Origin of the sequence: Bacteroides sp. Marseille-P8574, from assembly GCF_902825465.1 — a bacterium.
Taxonomy (GTDB): Bacteria; Bacteroidota; Bacteroidia; order Bacteroidales; family Bacteroidaceae; genus Bacteroides; species Bacteroides uniformis.
The window spans coordinates 56477-78713 of the sequence record NZ_CADEBE010000001.1; the positions used below are offsets into that span (position 1 = coordinate 56477).

18 protein-coding genes are annotated in these 22237 nt (G+C 51.2%); 12 read left to right on the forward strand and 6 right to left on the reverse strand.

Translation table 11 applies throughout. From position 1 onward, the window contains the following. Positions 1-25: 25 nt before the first annotated feature. The 8 genes from HUX74_RS00245 (at position 26) to HUX74_RS00280 (ending at position 11410) form a co-directional block, all read left to right on the forward strand. A complete protein-coding gene (locus tag HUX74_RS00245) occupies positions 26-2095 on the forward strand; it encodes a TonB-dependent siderophore receptor (RefSeq protein WP_174645989.1) in 2070 nt (689 codons plus the stop codon). 34 nt (positions 2096-2129) lie between these two features. Further along, on the forward strand, positions 2130-2954 hold the full coding sequence (locus HUX74_RS00250; protein WP_174645990.1) for a sirohydrochlorin cobaltochelatase: 825 nt from the start codon (positions 2130-2132) through the stop codon (positions 2952-2954). A 209-nt stretch (positions 2955-3163) separates the two neighbouring features. Next, the gene (locus HUX74_RS00255; RefSeq protein ID WP_117599531.1) at positions 3164-4063 is read left to right on the forward strand and encodes an AraC family transcriptional regulator; all 900 of its coding nucleotides are present in this window, start codon (positions 3164-3166) and stop codon (positions 4061-4063) included. 99 nt (positions 4064-4162) lie between these two features. After that, positions 4163-5572 carry a precorrin-3B C(17)-methyltransferase gene (gene cobJ / locus HUX74_RS00260; protein WP_174645991.1) on the forward strand — a complete coding sequence of 470 codons (1410 nt, stop codon included), beginning with the start codon at positions 4163-4165 and terminating at the stop codon, positions 5570-5572. A gap of 99 nt (positions 5573-5671) precedes the next feature. After that, positions 5672-6940, forward strand: coding sequence for a precorrin-6y C5,15-methyltransferase (decarboxylating) subunit CbiE (cbiE, locus tag HUX74_RS00265; protein WP_174645992.1), 1269 nt, complete (start codon positions 5672-5674; stop codon positions 6938-6940). An 11-nt stretch (positions 6941-6951) separates the two neighbouring features. Next, positions 6952-8805: a precorrin-4 C(11)-methyltransferase gene (gene cobM, locus HUX74_RS00270; RefSeq protein WP_174645993.1), complete on the forward strand. Its 1854-nt coding sequence runs from the start codon at positions 6952-6954 to the stop codon at positions 8803-8805. A gap of 32 nt (positions 8806-8837) precedes the next feature. Further along, complete coding sequence (gene cbiD, locus HUX74_RS00275) at positions 8838-10733, forward strand: cobalt-precorrin-5B (C(1))-methyltransferase CbiD (protein ID WP_174645994.1); 1896 nt, start codon at positions 8838-8840, stop codon at positions 10731-10733. Next, positions 10730-11410, forward strand: a complete 681-nt coding sequence (locus HUX74_RS00280) for an outer membrane beta-barrel protein (RefSeq protein WP_117599528.1) — start codon at positions 10730-10732, stop codon at positions 11408-11410. The genes cbiD and HUX74_RS00280 overlap by 4 nt, the downstream gene beginning before the upstream one ends. Positions 11411-11491: 81 nt before the next feature. Here the strand turns inward: HUX74_RS00280 and HUX74_RS00285 are convergent, their stop codons facing one another. From HUX74_RS00285 to HUX74_RS00310, 6 genes are all read right to left on the reverse strand, one after another. Further along, a complete protein-coding gene (locus HUX74_RS00285) occupies positions 11492-12865 on the reverse strand; it encodes an MATE family efflux transporter (protein ID WP_174645995.1) in 1374 nt (457 codons plus the stop codon). Further along, positions 12862-13881, reverse strand: coding sequence for an ABC transporter ATP-binding protein (locus HUX74_RS00290; RefSeq protein ID WP_174645996.1), 1020 nt, complete (start codon positions 13879-13881; stop codon positions 12862-12864). The genes HUX74_RS00285 and HUX74_RS00290 overlap by 4 nt, the downstream gene beginning before the upstream one ends. Then, positions 13874-14911: an iron ABC transporter permease gene (locus HUX74_RS00295; protein WP_174646728.1), complete on the reverse strand. Its 1038-nt coding sequence runs from the start codon at positions 14909-14911 to the stop codon at positions 13874-13876. Before HUX74_RS00295 ends, HUX74_RS00290 begins: the two co-directional genes overlap by 8 nt. Continuing rightward, positions 14911-16080 carry an ABC transporter substrate-binding protein gene (locus HUX74_RS00300; RefSeq protein ID WP_138346179.1) on the reverse strand — a complete coding sequence of 390 codons (1170 nt, stop codon included), beginning with the start codon at positions 16078-16080 and terminating at the stop codon, positions 14911-14913. Before HUX74_RS00300 ends, HUX74_RS00295 begins: the two co-directional genes overlap by 1 nt. A 214-nt stretch (positions 16081-16294) precedes the next feature. Next, complete coding sequence (locus tag HUX74_RS00305; RefSeq protein ID WP_174645997.1) at positions 16295-16885, reverse strand: DUF417 family protein; 591 nt, start codon at positions 16883-16885, stop codon at positions 16295-16297. 111 nt (positions 16886-16996) lie between these two features. Beyond that, positions 16997-17833 carry a helix-turn-helix domain-containing protein gene (locus tag HUX74_RS00310; protein ID WP_174645998.1) on the reverse strand — a complete coding sequence of 279 codons (837 nt, stop codon included), beginning with the start codon at positions 17831-17833 and terminating at the stop codon, positions 16997-16999. Positions 17834-17956: 123 nt separating this feature from the next. Between HUX74_RS00310 and HUX74_RS00315 the strand changes: the two genes are divergently transcribed. The 4 genes from HUX74_RS00315 to HUX74_RS00330 all read left to right on the forward strand — a co-directional run bounded on the left by HUX74_RS00315 (position 17957) and on the right by HUX74_RS00330 (position 22231). Next, positions 17957-18664 carry a precorrin-2 C(20)-methyltransferase gene (locus HUX74_RS00315; protein WP_174645999.1) on the forward strand — a complete coding sequence of 236 codons (708 nt, stop codon included), beginning with the start codon at positions 17957-17959 and terminating at the stop codon, positions 18662-18664. A gap of 91 nt (positions 18665-18755) precedes the next feature. Continuing rightward, positions 18756-19151, forward strand: a complete 396-nt coding sequence (locus HUX74_RS00320) for a DUF1573 domain-containing protein (protein ID WP_117599729.1) — start codon at positions 18756-18758, stop codon at positions 19149-19151. A 182-nt stretch (positions 19152-19333) separates the two neighbouring features. Beyond that, positions 19334-21325, forward strand: a complete 1992-nt coding sequence (locus HUX74_RS00325; RefSeq protein ID WP_117599522.1) for an OPT family oligopeptide transporter — start codon at positions 19334-19336, stop codon at positions 21323-21325. Between the two features lie 18 nt (positions 21326-21343). Next, a complete protein-coding gene (locus HUX74_RS00330) occupies positions 21344-22231 on the forward strand; it encodes an alpha/beta hydrolase (protein WP_119961900.1) in 888 nt (295 codons plus the stop codon). Positions 22232-22237 lie beyond the last annotated feature (6 nt).

Here is a 22237-nt window from a genome sequence, read left to right on the forward strand (position 1 = left end):
AGCGTTATATAAAATAAAACAATATATGATAAAGAAAAGACTTCTCACAGTTCTCCTTATGGGAGGAATCATCGCCACCGGTGCCTATGCACAAGCAGAAAAAGGTGACAGCGACGATATGACCAAGAAAACTCACGAGTTGAACCCGGTTGTAGTAACGGGTACAGGTACACATCAGCGACTGAAGAATACCCCGTCTCCCGTATCGGTTATCACTGCCAACGAAATAAAGCGTGCCGGTATCACCGACTTCCAGCAGGCCTTGACCATGATGGTACCCTCGCTCTCCTTCCGTCCGAACGCGATGGGGTCCTATCTGATGATGAACGGACTCTCCAACAAACACGTACTGATATTGGTGAACGGACGTAAGGTCACGGGAGACATCACCGGTAATATCGACCTCAACCAAATAGACATGACCCGCGTCAAGCGCATCGAGGTGCTGAACGGAGCCGCTTCTTCCCTTTATGGTTCGGATGCCATCGGCGGTGTAATCAATATCATTACCAACGAGCCTAAAGATGTGGTAGCCTTCAGCAGCAATAGCAGCTATACGAGAAAGAATCAATTCTCCCAAGGCTTGAATCTGGACATCGCCCAAGGAAAAATAGGGTCCTATACTTCCTATAAATACGACCACTCCGACGGTTGGCAAAACAGCCGTCTGACAGAAGACGGAGAAGACATCATCGAAACGATTGCCCCGCTCTCCCTGGGCTACAGCTCGAATAACTTTTCGCAGAAGTTTACCTATGATGCTACGGAACAGCTTTCCTTCTATGCCAACGGCGGATACTACAACCGCGGACTCGAACGTCCGGTAGAACGCGAGGATATCACCGGCGGAAGCAAGTACAACACTGCCTACGAAGGTTACAACTGGGGGGCAGGCGTCAAATACAAACTGAGTAAACGCAACGTTATCCAATTTGACTATTCAGGAAACAATTACGCATCACGCTATAAATACCTGATAGAAAACAGCGGATACCTGCCCGGACAGTATGCGCTTACCAAGCTTCAGAAATTCCATGATGCCGAGTTGAAAGGTATCTTCGGTTTTACAACCAACAGCACTACGGTGTTCGGTGTAGACTATCGCCGTGAAGTACTCCGCCGTCCCGACTCCGATTTGGACAAAAGTGTCTATACGGCATCAGCCTACGGCCAGCATGAAGTGAAGCTATGGAACCATCTGACCGGTGTTTTGGGTGTACGCTACGACCATCACGAACAGACGGGCGGACGCTTCACCCCCAAAGTGGCAGCCATGTACAACATAGGCAACTTCAATGTACGTGCCACCTATGCTGCCGGATTCCGCGCTCCGGGAATTGACGAGCTCTACTACCACATGTTCAAGAAGACAATGGGTACACGAGCCACCATCTCATTGGGTGACGAGAACCTCGACCCCGAACGCAGCAACTATTACTCCATCAACATGGAATACCGCACCAACCGTTTCAGTGCTTCCGTCACCGGTTACCTGAACTATGTAAAGAACATGGTAACTTCCAAATCCACTAAATTCGATGACCTACCGGAAGCAGAGCAGAACCAGTTGCGTGAAGAGTTCCCCGAAATCGGTGACCTTTCATCTACGAAAAACCTAAGTGTCAAGAACTACTTCAATTTCGAGAAAGCTACCGTCAAAGGCTTTGAAGTGAACTTGAACGGCAATCTGTTCCCGGGCTTCACCCTGGCCGGAAACTATACCTACGCCTATGGACGCGGTCTGAACGAAGGAGGCGAATGGCAAAACATCGAACGCAGCATACGCCATACAGCCACCATCACCGGAAACTATACACACAGCTGGAGCGACTATACCTTGAACCTCAACCTGAACGGTCGTCTGCAAAGCAAAGTCTACTATCCAGGCGACGCGGACGGCAATGCTCCGGGCTACGGCATCTGGAACCTCAATACCCGCCATACCTTCGACGGCTTCCGCAACTTTGTCATCGAACCGGGCATCGGCATAGACAATATCTTCAACAAGAAAGACAACCGCCCGCTGAACAAGAACTTCGCCTTGTATTCTCCGGGACGTTCGGTAGTAGTCAGCCTGGCACTCAGACTAAAATAATTTCTCCATAACGCTTTTAGAAACAACAACAATTATGAAACATTTTTTCATCACTCTCTATTTACTCGGCATCAGCCTCTTCTCCTCCGCACAACAAGAGGAGAAGGCGGCTCTGCTCATCACCCATTATGGCAGTTCGGACCCTCAGACACGTGCCTTGACGCTCGACGTCGTGACCCGTGAGGCACAAGAAGCCTTTCCGCAGTTTACAGTGCGCGAAGCATACATCTCGCCGATTGTACGAAAAAGACTTGCCAAGGAGGGTGTGTACAAAGACAGCCCTACGGATGCACTGCTGAAACTTCGCGCCGAAGGCTACCGGACCATCTACGTCCAGAGCACCACCTTGATAGAAGGCAGTGAGATGACCTCCGTCCGCAGGGATGCAGACAAGCTCCGTCCCTTCTTCAAGGAGATAAAAGTGGGGAATCCCCTGCTCTACTCCGTCGAAGATTGCGAGAAGGTAATCGGTATACTGACCGCCGAACAGCCGGGAAAGAAAGAAGACATTGTCTATGTGGGGCACGGCAACCAGCTACCCAGCACGGCTACTTACGCCATGCTCGACTTCATGATGAAAGCCCATGGACTGAAGAACTTCCACGTCAGCACCATTGAAGGATACCCTACCCTGGACGCAACTCTGCTGCAACTGAAAGAGACACGCCCCAAGAGCGTGACATTGGTTCCGTTGCTGTTGGTATGCGGCAACCATACCAAGGAAGACATTGCCGGCGTGTGGAAGACGGAACTTGAAAAGCAAGGCTATCAAGTGAATGTACGTATGCAGGGACTGGGCGAAAACAAAGCCATCCGCCAGCTCTATATGGAACACATCAAAGCCATGCTAAAAGATTGATAACCAGCAAGCGTAAAAGGGATACACCTTTTACATACCAAGGCTACACCCTTTGCTCCGGATGGCTACACCATCCCGGACAAAGGGTGTAGCTCTTTTCAATGTACACAGATTACGGACATTTGTAACCATATTACGGATTCCTCCTCCTGCGATATGGAACTTTCCGGATTATTCTCTACATTTGTACAAAACTAACAGGAACGTTTATGGAAGAAGTAATCAAGCTCAATGCAGTAGACCAATACAACAAGATGTTCGGTCTCGAAACCCTGCACCCGCTGGTCAGCGTAGTCGACTTGTCCGAAGCCACCGGATACCCCAGACATTTCACGTTGAACTATGGCGTATACGCCCTTTTCCTCAAAAACACCAAATGCGGAGACATACGCTATGGAAAACAGTTTTACGATTACCAGGAAGGCACGGTAACCAGCTTCGCCCCGGGCCAGGTGACCGAGGTCAACATGCCGGAAGGTATGCAGCCCAGCGCCTCCGGCCTGCTGTTCCACCCCGACTTGATAAAAGGCACCTCGCTGGGACAAGGAATAAAGCAGTATTCCTTCTTTTCCTATTCCTCTACCGAGGCACTGCATTTGTCCGAAGACGAGAAAGAAATCTTCCTCGACTGTCTGAAGAAGATTAAGATGGAAATCCAACGCCCCATCGACAAGCACAGCAAGGGTCTGATTGCGCGCAACATCGAGCTACTGCTGGACTACTGCATGCGTTTCTACGAACGCCAGTTCATCACCCGCTCGGCAGCCAACAAAGACATCCTGATGAAATTTGAAGCACTGATAGACGACTATTTCCAGAGCGACAAACCGCAGACCGAAGGACTGCCTTCCGTGAAATACTTCGCAGACAAAGTGTTCCTCTCTTCTAACTATTTCGGAGATTTGGTGAAGAAGGAAACCGGAAAGACAGCGCAGGAATATATCCAGAACAAAATCATCGACCTGGCCAAAGAAATGATTATAGGAAGCGGGAAGACAGTCAGCCAGATTGCCTATGAACTGGGATACCAGTATTCGCAGCACTTCAACCGCGTGTTCAAGAAAAACGTAGGCTATACTCCGAGCGAATACCGGCACTTGCAGGTTTAGACAATAAAGTTTCACCACAGATTACGCCGATTAGCGCAGAGTTTTTTCGGTTTCATCAAATATAAGTTCTATCTTTGTATGCCAATAGAACATATGGATATGAAACACCCCAAAATAATTGTTGCCGGCATCGGACCGGGCAATGAATCGGATATAACTCCCGCCGTAATTTCCGCTTTGCAAGAATCAGATGTAGTGGTGGGATATAAGTACTATTTCCAATTTGTAACCCCTTATCTCCACCCCTCAACAGCATGCATAGATACCGGCATGAAGCGTGAGCGCGCCCGTGCCGAGCAGGCTTTCGAGCTGGCAGAGCAGGGAAAGACGGTCTGCGTCATCAGTTCCGGGGATGCGGGCATTTATGGTATGACGCCGCTTGTCTACGAGATGAAGCGGGAAAGGAACAGCGACGTGGAAATCGTTTCGCTGCCGGGCATCAGCGCTTTCCAAAAGGCAGCCTCACTGCTGGGAGCTCCCGTAGGACATGACTTCTGTGTCATCTCCCTTTCAGACCTGATGACTCCCTGGGAGCGTATTGAAAGGCGTATCATCGCAGCCGCTGCCGCCGACTTCGTGACGGCAGTCTACAACCCCAAAAGTGAAGGACGCTACTGGCAGCTTTACCGCTTGAAAGAACTCTTTCTGCAGGAAGGACGCTCACCGGAAACGCCCGTGGGATATGTACGCCAGGCAGGACGCCCGGAACAAGCGGTACACATCACCACGCTGGGAGATTTCAATCCCGAAGAGGTGGATATGTTTACAGTCGTATTGATAGGCAACTCACAGTCCTACGAATGGAACGGAGCCTTCATCACTCCGCGCGGCTATTACCGGGACACGAATACCGAAGCCACGGGCATCGGGCAAGACATCATGATTCGTAGTTTCCGTACCATCGAAAAGGAACTGAAGAACAAGCATATTCCCCTCGACCATAAATGGGCTTTACTCCATGCCATACATACCACCGCCGATTTTGAAATGGAGCATTTGCTGTATACGGACGAAGGTGCCGTGGCTTCCTTGTATCAAGCCATCGAGAAAGGCGGAATCAAGACGATTGTCACAGACGTCACGATGGCAGCCAGCGGCATCCGCAAAGGAGCGCTGCAACGGTTGGGCATAGAGGTGAAATGCTACCTCGGCGACCCGCGTACGGCGACGATGGCTGCAGAGAAAGGCATTACCCGTACCCAGGCAGGCATCCGCCTGGCTGTGGAGGAGCATCCCGATGCATTCTTTGTATTCGGCAATGCACCTACGGCACTTATGGAACTCTGCGACCTGATACGTAAGGGCAAGGCACATCCGGCGGGCATTGTTGCCGCACCGGTAGGCTTCGTGCATGTGCAGGAGTCCAAACACATGGTGAAACCCTTTACGGAAATACCCAAGATTATCGTAGAAGGACGTAAGGGAGGCAGCAACCTGGCTGCCACGCTGGTGAACTCCGTGTTGTGCTACAACGATGCGGAGCAGTTGCGCCCGGGCAGGGATGTGTAAGTGAAAAGAGACATTCCATAACATTACTTGTTACGACCGATAACATTACTTGTTATGCCCCCTTACATTACTTGATATTTTCATAAGATTACTCATTGAATGAAACACAGATTTATAATCATAGGAATGGATGACAACCGTTCCCCCTTCTTTCCACCGGAAGCACTGGCACAGATACGGAAGGGGAAGGTCTTCTCCGGTGGCATACGGCATAAGGAGATTGTCGGTCCTCTGCTGCCTGCCGGGGCCGAATGGATTTCCATCACCGTACCGCTGGACCGCGTCTTTTCCCATTATGAAGAAATATTTACCCGCTTCGAAGAGGCTGCTACGGACGACTCCATCATTGTATTCGCGTCCGGCGACCCGTTGTTCTTCGGTTTTGCCAATACCATAAAGCGCAAGCTTCCCGAAGCAGACATTCTGCTCTATCCCGCTTTCAATTCCTTGCAGACATTGGCACACCGCCTCGTCATGCCGTATGACGACATGCGCACCGTCTCCCTGACAGGACGCCCGTGGCAGGAGTTCGACCGTGCCCTCATAGAGCGTGCCCCCAAAATAGGCATCCTCACCGACCGCGAACATACCCCGGTCACCATTGCCGCCCGCATGCTGGAATACGGGTACTCCCATTACACGCTATACATCGGCGAGCATCTCGGCAATCCCGAAAAGGAACGCATACGCCGGATGACACCCCAGGAAGCGGTTGCCGGTGACTTCGAACATCCCAACTGCCTGCTGCTTGTCAGCCATCCCGGACAATGCCGCACAAACTCCCTGCACGGCAACGTACAAGCCCCGGACCTTCCAGTCCGTCCTTTCGGCATTCCCGATGAAGAGTTTGCCCATCTTGACGGACGCGCCCGCATGATAACCAAGGCCCCCATCCGCCTGCTCACCCTGCAGGCATTGGAACTGAACCGCCGCCGTGTCTTCTGGGACATCGGTTTCTGTACCGGTTCCGTCTCCATCGAAGCCCGCCTGCAATTCCCCCATCTCGCCGTCATCTCCTTCGAGATACGCCCCGAAGGAAAAGAGTTGATGGACACCAACTCCCGCCGCTTCGGCGCGCCGGGCATTACGGCGATAACCGGAGATTTCCTGCACACCGACCTCACTCCCTTTACCCGCCCCGATGCCGTCTTCATCGGTGGACACGGCGGACATCTGAGGGAAATGATAGAGAAAGTGAAACAAGTGCTACACCCCGAAGGCTGCATCGTCTTCAACTCCGTATCGGCAGAAAGCAAGGAGGCGTTCCTCCGAGGAATCGAGCGGAACGGAATGGTGCTCCACCCTTCCACCCACATCGCCTTGAACGAATATAACCCCATTGAAATTATGAAAGCCACGCTTTCTTAAACATACCCATTATGAAAACAGCTATTATTCTAATCTCCGAAGCCGGTTTGAGCATAGCCCAATCACTGCTCAACGAACTTCCCGACTCCGAAATCTTCACCCTCAGGCACGAAGAGGGATGCACACATATAGAATCTGCCGGCAAATTCACAGCGGAAAACTTCAACCGCTATGATGCCTTTGTCTTCATTGGCGCCATGGGAATCTGTGTCCGCACCATCGCTCCTTGCGTGAAGAACAAATATACCGACCCTGCCGTGGTTTGCGTGGACAGTACCGGTAAATTTGCCATCTCCGTACTTTCCGGACACATCGGAGGAGCCAACGAACTGACCCACCAGGTAGCGAATATCCTCGGGGCCGAACCGGTAGTCACCACGCAAAGCGACTGCACCGGTCTATGGGGACTCGATACCCTGCCGCAACGTTTCGGGTGGTTTCCGGTCATCAACGCCGAACCCTCCACCCTCCTGCTGGCAGAACTTGCCAAGACGCCCGAAGAGAAAAAAAGAGTATGCATGAACGAGCATATCAGCCTCTTCGTTTCCGGCAAGCCCACCGCCCTGTTGCTCACGGTGCGCAATGAAGGTACGGACTGGATGGAGGCGCACCTGCCGCCTCATGTAGAAGTATTCTACCGGGTGCAGGACATCAACCCTTCACGCTTCAAACTGATTCTGTGCGTATCTCCCCAAGTCCCCAACTTCCCGGAAATGCCTATGATATGCTACGTGCCTTGTGTCGTACACCTCGGCATCGGCCTTGCCCGGCTGGCAGGCCCTGTGCGGAAAGTGGAGAAAGAGATTATGAACACGCTGAAGGAATACGGTATCATGCCCCAAAGCATCGCCTCCATCTCCACGATTAAAGCCAAAAGTGACGAACCGGTAGTGAAAGCGCTCCAAAAGAAGTTCCCGGTCTACTTCTATACAGCCGAGGAACTGGCAGAGATAGAGGTGCCTCATCCCAGCAAAACCGTCATGAAGCACATGGGCACCCCCAGCGTCAGCGAAGCCGCCGCCTTGCTGAGTGCAAACAACTCCCGGCTGCTGGTGCCCAAGAAGAAAGGAGAGAACTATACCGTGGCCGCCGCCCTCGACATAAGAACTGTGCGCCAGGGCCACATCGAAATAGTGGGTGCCGGCCCGGGCGACCCGGACCTGGTTTCCGTACGCGGACGCCAAATGCTGGAACGCGCCGACCTCATTCTGTATGCCGGCAGTCTCGTTCCCAGGGAGCTGACTCTCTGTGCCAAGGCCGAGGCTACCGTACTCAGCTCCGCTTCCATGGATTTGGAAGAACAATTTGAAGTGATGAAGAAGTTCTATGACAAGGGAAAATTCATCGTACGCCTGCATACGGGTGACCCATGTATCTATGGTGCCATTCAGGAACAGATGAACTACTTTGACCGGCACGATATGAGCTACCACATCACCCCCGGCATATCCTCCTTCCAGGCGGCGGCAGCTGCCTTGAAGTCGCAGTTCACCATTCCGGAAAAAGTGCAAAGCATCATCCTAACACGCGGAGAAGGACGCACGCCCATGCCCGAACGCGAAAAGCTACATCTCATGGCACGCTCACAAAGTACCATGTGCATCTTCCTCAGTGCAAGCATTGCAGAGCAGGTGCAGGAAGAACTGTTGCAGGAGTATCCGGAAACTACCCCTGTAGCTGTCTGCTATCACTTGACATGGAAAGACGAACAAATATTCAGGGGGGAACTCAAAGACCTTGCCAGGATAGTGAAGGAAAATAACCTCACCTTGACAACCATGATTGTCGTAGGCGAAGCCATCGGCAACCGTGAAGGTCTGTCACGGCTCTATGCACACGAGTTCAAACATCTGTACCGGAAATAAATCAACGATTAATCACCCATAAACATTCAAACATGATATTAATATTTGGCGGAACCACCGAAGGACGCATAGCCATCCAAACCCTTGAAGAAGCCGGAAAAACTTTCTACTATTCTACCAAAGGGGATGAGCAGGACGTACTTCTGCATAATGGCATCCGCCTGCAAGGCGCGATGGATGCAATAGAAATAGAAACATTCTGTGCACAGCATCACATAAAGCTGCTGATAGACGCCGCGCACCCCTTTGCCACACAGCTGCATGAGACTCTGGAACAAGTCTCTGTGGAATCGAATATCCCCGTCATCCGTTTCGAGCGTATCTTCCCGGAACGCGATGAGGAACACATCATCTGGTGCAGGGATTATGACGATGCCATCGAGAAGATACAGAAAGAAAAGATTTTCATCTTACTTGCACTGACCGGCGTACAGACCATAGGCAAACTGAAACCTTTGTGGCAGAATGCCTGCTGTTACTTCCGCATCCTTGACCGCGACAGCTCGCGCAAGCTCGCCCGGGAACAGGGCTTCTCCGAGAAGAACCTTTACTACTACACGCCCGGAGAAGACGAGCAAGTCCTGATGAAACAGCTTCATCCCGAAGCCATCCTCCTCAAAGAGAGCGGAATGTCCGGCGGATTCTGCGAGAAGGTGGAAGCTGCCCGGCAACTGGGTATACGCATCTTTGCCATCTGCCGCCCCAAGACATCCGGCAAGTTTATCTGTGTAAACGGTGAGCACGGTCTGCGCCGCATAGTCGAGAAACATTTACCCGACTTCTTCCCCCTGCGCAGCGGACTGACCACCGGAACATGTGCCGCCGCTGCCGCCGTAGCCGCCACCTGGGATGTATTCAATATCTACTTCAAAAAGCGTCCTACGGAATTTCCGGTAGTTCTTCCCAACGGAGAAACCATCCAGGTTTCCGTAGAGCCTCAGCACCATATTCCCCACTCCGACCTTCTGGAAAACGGTGACGGCATGTTCGAGACAAGCGCTACCGTCATCAAGGATGCCGGCGACGACCCGGACATCACCAACGGGATGAAAGTTGTGGCCAATATAGCCATACCTTTCCGCACAGACGACCCGCTGCCGGAAGACACTCCCCAGGATGACTACAACATCATCGTCTGCGGCGGCGAAGGCGTAGGTGTCGTCACCATGCCCGGTCTGGGACTTGAGCTCGGTAGCTCTGCCATCAACGACACCCCACGCGAAATGATAAAGAAGAACGTCAAGCTATGTCTTGAACGCCTCCATATTGCCAAACAGCCCAGTCCTATTCTCATTACCATCTCCATCCCCGGTGGAAAAGAGATAGCCAAACGCACCTTCAATCCCCGCCTCGGTATCGAAGGAGGCATTTCCATTATCGGGACCTCCGGCATCGTGAAGCCATTCTCCTCGGAAGCCTTCGTCAATTCCATCCGGAAGTCCATGGAAGTGGCAAAGGCGACCCGGAGCCCTCGTATCGTCATCAGCTCCGGCGCAAAGAGCGAACGTTTCATCAAGGCGTATTATCCCGACCTCCCTGCCCAGGCTTTCGTACATTACGGCAACTTTATCGGCGAAACCTTGAAAATAGCAGCCGAAGAGCAAGTACCGCACGTCACCCTCGGCGTGATGATGGGAAAGGCCGTGAAACTGGCCGAAGGCAATCTGGATACCCACAGCAAGAAAGTGACCATGAACAAGGAATTCATCCAAGACCTGGCACGCCAGACGGGATGCAGCGAAGAAACGCTTGCCGCCATCGGACAGATGAACCTGGCCCGCGAACTCTGGGACATCATTCCCGAAGAGCTGCTGGAAAAGTTTGGCAAGGCACTGATTGAGCTCTGTCACCGGCACTGTGACCCCTTGCTGCCCAATGGCGAACTAACAGTATTACTCATAACCGAAAACGGAAAAATTTACTCATGAAGAAGAAGATAATCATTACCGTCTGTATGGCAATGACCGTACTGACCGGTCTGGCACAAAGCCCGCTGTCCTTTCATGCAAAAGCTGGAATCGGTACCTCCCATTTTCATGGGAAACACTCCAGCAGTGACACCCAAATAGCTTACAAAGCTGGTGTCGGTGCAGAATATGTCCTCAACAAGACCTTGGTGCTGCAATCCGCATTGGAGTTCGTGTCCATCGGCGGTAAAGACGAGATAAGCCAAATCGGCAAGGCCAAAATGCATGAACTGTATCTGCAAATCCCCCTCATGATAGGGGCCCGCCTCCATCTGGGCAGGGATTATCATGCCTCGCTGAGCGTCGGCCCTTATGCGGCCATAGGCGTGGCAGGCAAGACCTCCGGCGAGACCTACGATTATAGCAGCAGTAGTATGCAGGGAGGATACCAGTTCAAGATAGACACTTTCGGCAGCATGGTAGACGGGAAAATGGGTAACAACCGTTTCGATGCAGGTATTGCCCTGGGACTTACTTTTGAATACAGAAGATTCATCATCGGTACAGAGATGCAGGTGGGACTGGTAAAAATCAATGAGCAGATAAACCAGATGATAGACTATTCGGAAGAAGGAGGATATTTCCCCAAGAACTTCGCCGCATTCTTCACGCTGGGGTACCGGTTCTGGTATCCGTAGGCATCGAATACCATGCAGCTCCCCTCGATAAAGTAAAGCGGCAACTGATAGTCCCGTAAGCATTGAATAAGATACTCAAGACTACCGCTGTTGCAGTTGTTCCGCCTCCTTCCTCTTCATCTCCGCCAGCACCCCGCAGGTCAATGGAATGGCGAGGAAGAAGGTCAGCATGTCCGACACCGCCTGGCACATTTCCACCCCTTTCAGTCCTAAGAAATAAGGAAGAATGAAGATGAGGGGGATGAAGAACAGCCCTTGACGGGCAGAGGAAAGTATCGTAGCGCGTACGGGCTTGCGGATCGTCTGCAGCATCATGTTGCTGACCACAATCCATGCACCCAACGGATAAGTGATGAACTGCCAGCGCAATGCTGCCGCACCGGTAGCTACAACAGCAGGGTCTCCCTTGCGGAAGATAGAGACAATCTCCTCGGCATATCCCATACCTGCCACCGCACAAACCAACAAAAAGAAAAAGCCTACCTTCACACAGAACCAGAATCCCTGGCGCACTCTAGCATACAGCCCGGCACCATAATTGAATCCGCATACCGGTTGGAAGCCTTGCCCGAAACCAATCAGGAAAGCATTGATGAACATAGAGATACGCGTCACAATGGACATCCCTGCAATAGCTGCGTCACCATATGCACCGGCCGCCACGTTCAGCAAAATGGTTGCCACGCTTGCCAGTCCCTGGCGGGTGAGTGACGGAGTTCCACCCCCGATAATTTCCTTGATGAAAGCCAGTGTAGGCGTAAAGTTTCTGTAACGTATACGTATATTCCCTCCTCTGCGCCCCATACATAAAAGAAGGATGAAACTGCATATCTGGCTGATTACCGTGGCAAGTGCGGCACCGGATATGCCCATATCGCATACAAAAATCAGGATAGGATCGAGCACCACGTTAATGACCGCTCCACTCACAATCCCCACCATGGCATACGCCGCATTACCTTGAAAGCGTATTTGGTTATTCAGCACCAATGAGGCGGTCATAAAAGGAGTCCCCAGCAGAATGATTTCCAAATAGCGCTCCGTATACGGAAGAATGGTATGCGTTGACCCCAAAGCAAGGGAAAGCGGTGTAAGGAACAGCAATCCCAACACAGCCAGAGCCGCCCCGACAAACAAGGCAAAAAAGAAGCCGGTGGATGCCATCTTCTCGGCATCCACCGTTTCCTGCGCCCCCAACTTACGGGAGATGTAGTTCCCCGAACCATGACCGAAGAAAAATCCCACAGCCTGGATAATGGACATCACAGAAAACACGATACCTACGGCAGCCGTAGACTGGGTATTTATTTTACCCACAAAATAGGTATCTGCCATGTTGTAGAAGGACGTCACCAGCATGCTGATGATGGTTGGCACAGCCAATGACGTAATCAGCCGGGGGACCGGAGCCGTCGTCAAGTGGACATAATTATCTTTTGTAGAATGATGTATCATAGTGAATGGAATGACAAAACTATTTGAAGCAATTCCTCAATGGAGTACACCGTTACCGGCTCCTTACCCGGCCGATGGAACACGAAGCTGCCGTCTCCCTTCAAATCTCCGGTTTCGATATAGATCTCCGATTCAACATTCCGGTTTGCCAGAATCCCGTTTCTCTGGAATGCCTTGCGCACCATGGCATACTTCTGTCCGTGACCCGCCAAGCGTATCTGGGAGGTATATTCATTGGCTACCCTGAACAGTCCCGTTTCCAAATCAAAGGCAATACCCTTACGGGCAAAGAAATTGCTCAAGCTGCCGTTTAGCGATAGGTCTTCGGGCGTGCCGATGGTCACTCCGTTCGCCTTGTCCATCAACCATATTTTGTCCGCTATCTGCAGGGCCAGTTCCAGGTCATGGGTAGAAAGAAAAATCGTCTTGTCCGTTTGCCGGCTGAGCTGGTGAAGCAGTTGCATCATCTCTACTTTACTGGGAAAATCGAGGAAAGCTGTCGGTTCATCCAGATAGATGACGGGAGTTTCCTGGGCGAGCGCCTTGGCTATCATCACCTTCTGCCGTTCACCGTCACTCAGCGTATGCACCATGCGGTGTGCCAGATGGGGAATGCCTACCAGGGCGATGGATTTGTCCACCACAGTCTTGTCCTCTTTCGAAAGAGTTCCCCAGAAACCGGTGTAGGGGCTGCGCCCCAGACCTATCAGTTCTACGACGGACATATTGCGTATATCGCACTTCTCTGTCAGCACCACACTGATGACGCGCGAAAGCTGCTTGTCGGTATAGTCCCCTATCTCTTTTCCTTCAATAAATATGTTTCCTCCAAGTTTAGGCTGGAAGGCGGACAACGTACGGAGCAGCGTGGACTTCCCCACTCCATTAGCTCCCAACAAGCAAGTCAGCTCACCACTGTTGATTCCGGCGCAAATGCCGTCTGCCACCACTTTCACATCCCCCTTACCGGGGTAACCGATGGAAAGATTCTCTATATGTATGGTTTCCTTATTCATTCAATTCTCCTTTCCGTTTTCTAAAAAGTACAGAAGCCACTACCGGCGCACCTACCAGTGCCGTCACCGAGTTTACCGGCAAAGCTCCCTCGAAGCCGGGCATACGGGCTATCAGATTGCAGACCAATGCCAGGGAAGCGCCTACCAGCAATGTGGCAGGCATCAGCACCCGATGGTCCGAAGAGTGGAAGATGGCACGACACAAATGAGGAACCGCCAATCCGATAAACATTATCGGACCGCAATAGGCCGTTACAATCGCCACCAGCACACCGGAGTATGAAATAACCAGCAGGCGTGCCCGCTTGATGTTCAGTCCCAGATTGCGTGCATAGCCATCGCCCAGCAGCAACAGATTCATCGTCTTTATCAGCAGGAAGGACAACGGAAGCAGCACAGCCATGATGCAGACAAACAGCACCATCTGGTCGCCCGAGACACGGGCAAAGCTACCCAATCCCCAAATGACATATGCACGTATATCTTCCTCCACACTGAAATATTTCAATACGCCGATGACGGCACTTGCCACATAGCCTATCATCACACCGATTATCAGCAGCGTCACGTTACCCTTCACCTTCTGGGAGACGTAGACAATGAGTGCCATCACAGCCAGCGCACCGATAATGGCGGCAACCGACAAGGCAACCTCGCCCATATACCCCAAACGGCTCAACGCCACACCGCCCATCGCCCCGGACAGCAACACCACACAAGCCACACCCAGGCTGGCACCTGAACTGATGCCCAATACCGAAGGCCCTGCCAGCGGATTGCGGAACACCGTCTGCATCTGCAGACCGCTGACTGACAGCCCTGCTCCCGCCACCAATGCCGTCAACGCCTGGGGCACGCGGGACTTCCAGATGATATTCTGCCAAATAACGGATTCATCCGTATTTCCCCACAATATATTCCACACAGAGCGCAGAGGAATGTGAACCGACCCCAAAAGCAGGTTCAGCAGGAAAAAAAGAAAGATAGATGCCAGTGTCAGCAACATCAACGGAAGTACGGGTCTTTTTATCATTTCAGCAGTTCGTAGTAAGTCGGTTTATAGTCGGGCAACAAATCGGGATGGAAAGCATGTATCAGGTCTTCCAATACAATTTCGGGCTGCATGGGCATACTTTCGTAGAAGGGTTTCTCGCGCATATTGCAGTATACCACTCCCTTCTCGCGGAACGCACGGAAGTCAGCATAACGCGGATCGAGGGACTTCAAGGCATCATACGTGAATGTCCCGTCGTAGCTGTTGACAATGCGCCAGTAGTCGGCACTCTCTGCCTGGCTGTATACGGTTTCAAAGTCCAGCGTAACACCTCCCGAACGGGGGTCGTCTTTCAAGAAATAATCCGCACCGGCATCACGGAACAGTTCGGCAAGAAAGCTCTTTCCTCCCACTGCATACCAGTTGCCACCCCGTATCTCGCCGCTGAATACCACCGGACGCTTCTTCACATTGGCAGCCAGTTCCTTCAATTCGTTATAGCGCTTCTCTATCGCAGCAAACTTTTCATTCGCCTCCACTTCCCGGCCAATGAACATGCCGATGAATTTTATCCATTCGGCCTGCCCCAACGGGGTCATCTCCTTGTACCCCAAATGGGGAACCAGTGGGATGCCTATTTCCCGCATGGCATCATACCCGCCCCGCTTGAAAGGAGAGATAAAGATAACATCCGGATTCATGCTCATTATCACTTCATTATCAAAGTTCCCTTCGATACCAATCTTCACAGTCTCGCCGGACTTCAAACGGTCGTTCATCTCCTTGTTGAAGAGATGGCGCGTACTGGTGATACCCACCACACAATCGCAGGCATCCAGACGGATGAAGTTGGAAAGTTGCAGAGATGTCATACACATGACGTGCTCCACCGGCGTTTCTATCACCGTATAATCATCTGGTACACCGGCGGGTTTTATGCCTTTCGGTACCAGTGCGTAATGAAAGGTGTTGCCATTTTCTTTCTGAGGGTCGTGTATATCCACTAGGCGGACATGGTCCGGCAAGTACTTCACCGTATAGCCTTTAGCATAAAGCGGGACAATGGCAGCCGCCGTATCTGCCGCAACTGGCAAATGACTCTTTTCTGAAGAGGATGCTGTAGAAGTCTGTTTTGATTTTGAACTGCAAGAGGTTACGCATAAAGCGCACAGCAGTGCAATGCCTATGGCAGATATCCGGGTCATGATTATCAGGGTTTATAGAATTCGGGCACAATATTCGTCATTTTTGGGGAGATACGCAAATGCTCTTCCTGCAAATTGACGGATATTGTGCCTAAATAATCTTTAAAAGCCCATCAGGTCATTCAGTGCTTCACTCATGCTGGGATGTGTAAAGACCGGCAGTTTGTTGCCTCTTATATTCAATCCCTTCTTGCGTGCTTCCGGTTTCATACATCTATTTCCTTAATTGGTTCAATACTCTTTTTGCACTGTCAGACAGTACGACAATGGCACCGGCAAGAATGGCCGTATCCTTGATGACCAAGCGCCCTGCCCCCGTCAGCAACGGAAAGCCGTGCTCCCCGCTTCCCAAGTCGGGCACCCACACCTCAGGAGTTGTCACCAGGAAAGAGAGGGTACCCATCGTCATGACAATGGCAAGTGCGGCTCCCGCCAGTCCGATTTTCGGAGAGAATATCCCCAGAAATGTCAGAATGCCGATGGTCATAATCAGAATGCCCAGACCGTGAGAGAAACCATACGTATTGTTCTCCACGTGCCACTGATGTTTCACCTCATTGAACTCACCCTCTTTCAGCTTATACTCCTTGTACTCCGGGGCATTCTTTGTATAAAAGAAGCTCATGAACGGGCTGTTCGCCACAAAAGGAACAATCCCTTCAGCCTCATAATTCCAGAATTTCAATCCACCAATCCATACGAAAATAACCAGGATAGCTACACGGATCAAATTAACACCCAACTTTTGAGTGGAAGCGGCCAGCGTCAACGCAGCCATAAACAAGTTTTGCAATTTCGTTTTCATCTTTGTTCTACTTTTTAAATGGTTTCAGTAATATGACTTGATTTTTGTTTTTGCAAAGTTCCTTGTTTTCCACCACGTACGAAATGGCAATTATTCCGCAACAGTTGGCAATTATTCCCGTTTCACTCTTTTCCGGTAGTCCGAGACACTCTCGCCGGTCATTTTCTTGAAAAAACGGCTGAACGCGGGCAAGTCTTCAAAGCCCAGAATGGAGCTGATTTCTTTGGCGCTCTTGCGGGTATACAACAGCAGTCTCATGGCTTCCGCCTCAATGCGCTCATGAATCACCCGCAACGGGGAAGGCAACCCGCAGGCCAAGAACAGATTGGAAAGTGTCTTGGGAGAACGGCAAAGAATATCGGCATAATCCTGCACCTGCTTCTTCTCCTTGAAATGCCGGTCCACCAGCACATAATACTGTCGGATGATGTCAAACGTCTTTTCCTTCTCCTGCCCCACCCCGAAAAGCTGGCGCGCAATGCGTGTGCAGGTAATGATGAAACGTTTCAAGACAATGCGCAGCATCTCCTCCTGCAGATTGTCATGAATGACCGATTCCTGCCGGAAAATGCGGACTATGTCATGCAGGTTGGAAGACTGCCCGGCAGAAAGCGCCAGTCTCATCACCTTGGAAGAGCCATAAAAAAGGAATCCGTTGCAAGAGACCTCGTTGTCATGTCCATAGATGCAATAAAAATTGCTGTTGAATACAAACGTCAGGTATTCACCGTCCACCTCTTTTACCTCCAGGTGATGCAACGGGGTCAAGGTCACGATTTCGTCCTTTTCCAAGCGCATGGAGATATGGTCTATTTCCAGAGTGAGCGTACCGCTCTGTACCCAAATGAATTTATACAGAGTCTTGTCACGTTGCAGCGACGCACGCTCATGGTAGCTGGAAGTCATGGCTATGTTGCCATTCAAGCGGGTGTTCAGTTGATAATCCATAAAAAACAGATTGTTTTAGTAAATAACAAAGATAGCGAATATCTTGTTTGCTACTGATTATTTCCCCACTTTTGTAGCCGTTTTGCTGTTCTTTAATTTTTAACCTTTAATGTCTTCATGCAAATGTTCCCCGTCATATTTGTATCTCTCGGTCCCGGCGAACCGGAACTGATTACCGTAAAAGGCTTGAAAGCCCTGCAGACAGCCGACTGTATATTCTGTCCCGAGACACTGGCCAAAGATGGAAACAGAGTTTCACGCGCAGCCGACATCCTATTGCAACTCGACATTCCGGAAAACACGGTGCACCGCTTTCCACTCCCCATGAGCAAACAGCGCGAAAAAGCCCTGAGCGCCTACGACGAGGTCTATATGGAGAGCTCCACCCTCCGGCAACAAGGAAAGAAGGTCTGTATCGTTGCCGAAGGAGATGCCGGATTCTACTCTTCCATACACTATGTATATGACAAATTGCAGGCAGACGGCATCCCCGTGAAGCACATCCCCGGTATCCCCGCCTTCATTGCCGCCGGCGCACTGGGCGGGCTCCATGTAGCCAGCCAGGAAGAGCGGCTGACGGTGATACCCGGCATCGTCACGACAGAAGAGATAGAAAGACTGACAAGCGAAAACAGTGCGGTTGTCATCATGAAGCTGTCCAGATGCACCGATGAGATTCACCGCTGCATCCGCCTGCATCCCGAATACCGGTATCACTATTTTGAGAATGTAGGCACTCCGGAAGAGAAGTATATCAATGACAGCAAGCGGATAGCGACCATCCGCTTCCCCTATTTTTCCCTGCTTATCATTCGTACAGAGACCTTTTGAGCCCGATTTAATACAATTTCGCACACCATAGGCATTATTTTAATGAAAATGGGTTACCTTTGCGCCGTTGAAATATAAAAAAGATAAGAACATGAAGAAAGTCGTTTTTTATATGATGATGCTGGTTATGAGCATCGGTTATGCCTATGCACAAGGAAAGGCAGACATCAAATTCGAACAGACCACCCACAACTTCGGCACATTCTCCGAAAACAGTCCGGTAGTCAGCTACACCTTTAAGTTTACGAACGTAGGCGATGCTCCGCTTGTCATCCATCAAGCTGTAGCTTCCTGCGGATGTACCGTTCCCGAATATTCACAAGAACCGATAGCACCGGGAAAGACAGGAACAGTGAAAGTAACCTATAATGGAACCGGAAGATACCCCGGACACTTCAAGAAATCCATCACCCTGCGCACCAATGCCAAAACGGAAATCATGCGATTGTTTATCGAAGGGGACATGACCGCTAAAGATGCCAAATAAGCATTTTACCATACAGAATTAAGGAGATTTTTTTAAATCTCCTTTTTTTTTGCTTTCTTTGCCTAAAATGCGAAGATAGGCTGCACCTCAGCAGAATAATAATGAGCTTGCTCATTTTATCCAGCATTCGGTTTGCACTATCTTTGAAGTCTATTAAAGAAAAACATAAAACTACAAAACCTATGAAACAAGAAGAAGAACCAATCACCGGCTTGCCGGAAAATGCGTTCCGTGAACTGAAACCGGGAGAAGTGTACAACCCTCTGATGAGCCCGGACAAGAAGTATTCAGAAGTAAATGCCTGGTCGGTGACATGGGGTATTCTGATGGCCATTCTCTTTTCGGCCGCAGCCGCCTATCTGGGGCTAAAGGTGGGGCAAGTATTCGAAGCCGCCATCCCCATCGCCATCATTGCCGTCGGCGTATCAGGTGCCGCCAAACGCAAGAACGCATTGGGCGAAAACGTCATTATCCAGTCTATCGGTGCCAGTTCTGGCGTCATCGTGGCAGGTGCCATCTTCACCCTTCCGGCGCTTTATATCCTTCAGGAAACCTATCCGAAAGAAATCACTGTTACCTTTGCACAAGTCTTTATCAGCTCTCTGCTGGGAGGTGTGCTGGGTATTCTCTTCCTTATCCCCTTCCGTAAATATTTCGTGAGCGACATGCACGGCAAGTATCCCTTCCCCGAAGCAACAGCCACCACACAAGTGCTCGTCTCCGGTGAAAAGGGCGGCAGCCAGGCAAAACCATTACTCATGGCAGGTATCATCGGTGGTCTATACGACTTCATCGTGGCAACCTTCGGCTGGTGGAACGAGAATTTCACTACCCGCGTATGCGGCCTCGGCGAAATGCTGGCCGAGAAAGCCAAGCTGGTATTCAAGGTTAATACGGGTGCTGCTGTGCTCGGTCTGGGCTATATCGTGGGACTGAAATACGCGTCCATCATCTGTGCCGGTTCGCTGGCCGTATGGTGGATTATCATCCCCGGTATGTCCATGATTTGGGGAGACTCCGTACTGAACCAATGGAACCCCGAAATCACAGCAACCGTAGGCGCTATGGCTCCGGAAGATATTTTCAAATACTATGCCAAGAGCATCGGTATCGGTGGTATAGCCATGGCAGGTATCATCGGCATTATCAAGTCCTGGGGCATCATTAAGAGCGCCGTAGGGCTGGCTGCCAAGGAAATGGGCGGTAAATCCAATGTAGAGACCAGCGTGAAGCGCACGCAACGAGACATCTCCATGAAGATTATCGCCATCGGCTCCATCATCACATTGCTGCTGGTTGTTCTGTTCTTCTACTTCGATGTGATGCAAGGTGACCTGACACATACCATTGTAGCCATCCTGCTGGTAGCAGGTATCGCTTTCCTGTTCACCACCGTGGCAGCCAATGCCATTGCGATTGTGGGCACAAATCCCGTATCCGGAATGACGCTGATGACATTGATTCTGGCATCCGTAGTCATGGTAGCCGTAGGGTTGAAAGGTCCCGGAGGAATGGTTGCGGCACTGGTGATGGGTGGTGTTGTATGTACGGCACTGTCCATGGCGGGAGGCTTCATCACAGACTTGAAAATCGGTTACTGGCTGGGTAGCACGCCTGCCAAGCAGGAGACCTGGAAGTTCCTCGGAACCATCGTTTCTGCCGCTACCGTAGGTGGTGTAATGATTATCCTGAACAAGACATACGGTTTCACCAGCGGACAACTGGCCGCTCCGCAGGCCAATGCCATGGCAGCCGTTATCGAACCTCTGATGAACGGTGTGGGTGCTCCTTGGCTGCTCTACGGCATCGGTGCAGTGCTGGCCGTCATCCTCAACTTCTGCAAGATTCCCGCACTGGCATTTGCATTGGGTATGTTCATCCCATTGGAACTGAATGTCCCGTTAGTAGTGGGCGGTGCCGTCAACTGGTACGTGACCAGCCGCAGCAAGGATGCCGCTCTCAATGCCGAACGCGGGGAAAAAGGCACACTGCTTGCCTCCGGTTTCATTGCCGGCGGTGCATTGATGGGCGTGGTAAGCGCTGCCATGCGCTTCGGAGGAATCAACCTCGTGAACGATGCATGGTTGCAAAACACTTGGTCTGAAGTGCTGGCGCTGGGTGCTTATGCCATTCTGATATTCTACCTCATCAAAGCTTCCATGAAAACCAAATAACCTTTAAATACCAAGAACATGAAAAAGATTCTACTTTTATCTTTTCTATTTGCAACGACCATGTTATCTGCACAAAAGCCCGTTGAGCTGCCCCTATGGCCCAACGGTGCCCCCAATAACAACGAACTGACCAATTCCGGACAGAACCATAACAACGAATGGGTGTCCGATGTCACCACCCCTACCCTTACGGTGTATCCTGCCTCCCACCCCAACGGCATGGCCATCATCATGTGTCCGGGAGGTGGCTACGGAGGGCTGGCCATGAAGCACGAGGGACACGACATGGCTCCCTGGTTCAACACACAAGGCATCACCTATGCAGTACTGAAATACCGTATGCCCAACGGGCACCATGAAGTGCCCCTTTCCGATGCCGAACAAGCCATCCGCATGGTACGCAAACATGCCGCTGAATGGGGTGTCAATCCTCAGCGCGTAGGCATCATGGGCGCTTCTGCCGGCGGCCATCTGGCAGCTTCGCTTGCCACACTATACAGCAGTGACAAAACCCGTCCCGACTTCCAGATCTTGTTCTATCCGGTGATTTCCATGCAGAAAGGCGTTACCCATGGAGGTTCCCGCCAGAACCTTATCGGAGAAAATCCATCTCAGGAGCTGGAACAAAAATACTCCCTCGAAAGACAAGTGTCCCCACGCACTCCGCAGGCTTTTATCATGCTTTCTTCGGACGACGACGCAGTGCCACCCATCAACGGCATTGGCTATTTCCTCGCCTTGCGTGACCACAAAGTGCCTGCCAGCCTGCATGCCTACCCTACCGGCGGACATGGCTGGGGATTCCGGGACAACTTCACCTACAAGCGTCAATGGACGGAAGAACTGGAGAAGTGGTTGCGTGAAGGGCTCGTATTCCCGGTCTCTGAACCTACCACAAAGAAATAAAAGCAA

Bases quoted from the DNA above. Each gene is read 5' to 3' on its own strand.
- HUX74_RS00320 (WP_117599729.1), top strand. From the start codon at position 18,756: ATGAAGAAAGTCGTTTTTTATATGATGATGCTGGTTATGAGCATCGGT.
- cobM (WP_174645993.1), top strand. From the start codon at position 6,952: ATGAAAACAGCTATTATTCTAATCTCCGAAGCCGGTTTGAGCATAGCC.
- HUX74_RS00325 (WP_117599522.1), top strand. From the start codon at position 19,334: ATGAAACAAGAAGAAGAACCAATCACCGGCTTGCCGGAAAATGCGTTC.
- HUX74_RS00315 (WP_174645999.1), top strand. From the start codon at position 17,957: ATGTTCCCCGTCATATTTGTATCTCTCGGTCCCGGCGAACCGGAACTG.
- HUX74_RS00285 (WP_174645995.1), bottom strand. From the start codon at position 12,865: ATGATACATCATTCTACAAAAGATAATTATGTCCACTTGACGACGGCT.
- cobJ (WP_174645991.1), top strand. From the start codon at position 4,163: ATGAAACACCCCAAAATAATTGTTGCCGGCATCGGACCGGGCAATGAA.
- HUX74_RS00305 (WP_174645997.1), bottom strand. From the start codon at position 16,885: ATGAAAACGAAATTGCAAAACTTGTTTATGGCTGCGTTGACGCTGGCC.
- HUX74_RS00280 (WP_117599528.1), top strand. From the start codon at position 10,730: ATGAAGAAGAAGATAATCATTACCGTCTGTATGGCAATGACCGTACTG.
- HUX74_RS00310 (WP_174645998.1), bottom strand. From the start codon at position 17,833: ATGGATTATCAACTGAACACCCGCTTGAATGGCAACATAGCCATGACT.
- HUX74_RS00250 (WP_174645990.1), top strand. From the start codon at position 2,130: ATGAAACATTTTTTCATCACTCTCTATTTACTCGGCATCAGCCTCTTC.
- cbiD (WP_174645994.1), top strand. From the start codon at position 8,838: ATGATATTAATATTTGGCGGAACCACCGAAGGACGCATAGCCATCCAA.
- HUX74_RS00330 (WP_119961900.1), top strand. From the start codon at position 21,344: ATGAAAAAGATTCTACTTTTATCTTTTCTATTTGCAACGACCATGTTA.
- HUX74_RS00300 (WP_138346179.1), bottom strand. From the start codon at position 16,080: ATGACCCGGATATCTGCCATAGGCATTGCACTGCTGTGCGCTTTATGC.
- cbiE (WP_174645992.1), top strand. From the start codon at position 5,672: ATGAAACACAGATTTATAATCATAGGAATGGATGACAACCGTTCCCCC.
- HUX74_RS00290 (WP_174645996.1), bottom strand. From the start codon at position 13,881: ATGAATAAGGAAACCATACATATAGAGAATCTTTCCATCGGTTACCCC.
- HUX74_RS00255 (WP_117599531.1), top strand. From the start codon at position 3,164: ATGGAAGAAGTAATCAAGCTCAATGCAGTAGACCAATACAACAAGATG.
- HUX74_RS00245 (WP_174645989.1), top strand. From the start codon at position 26: ATGATAAAGAAAAGACTTCTCACAGTTCTCCTTATGGGAGGAATCATC.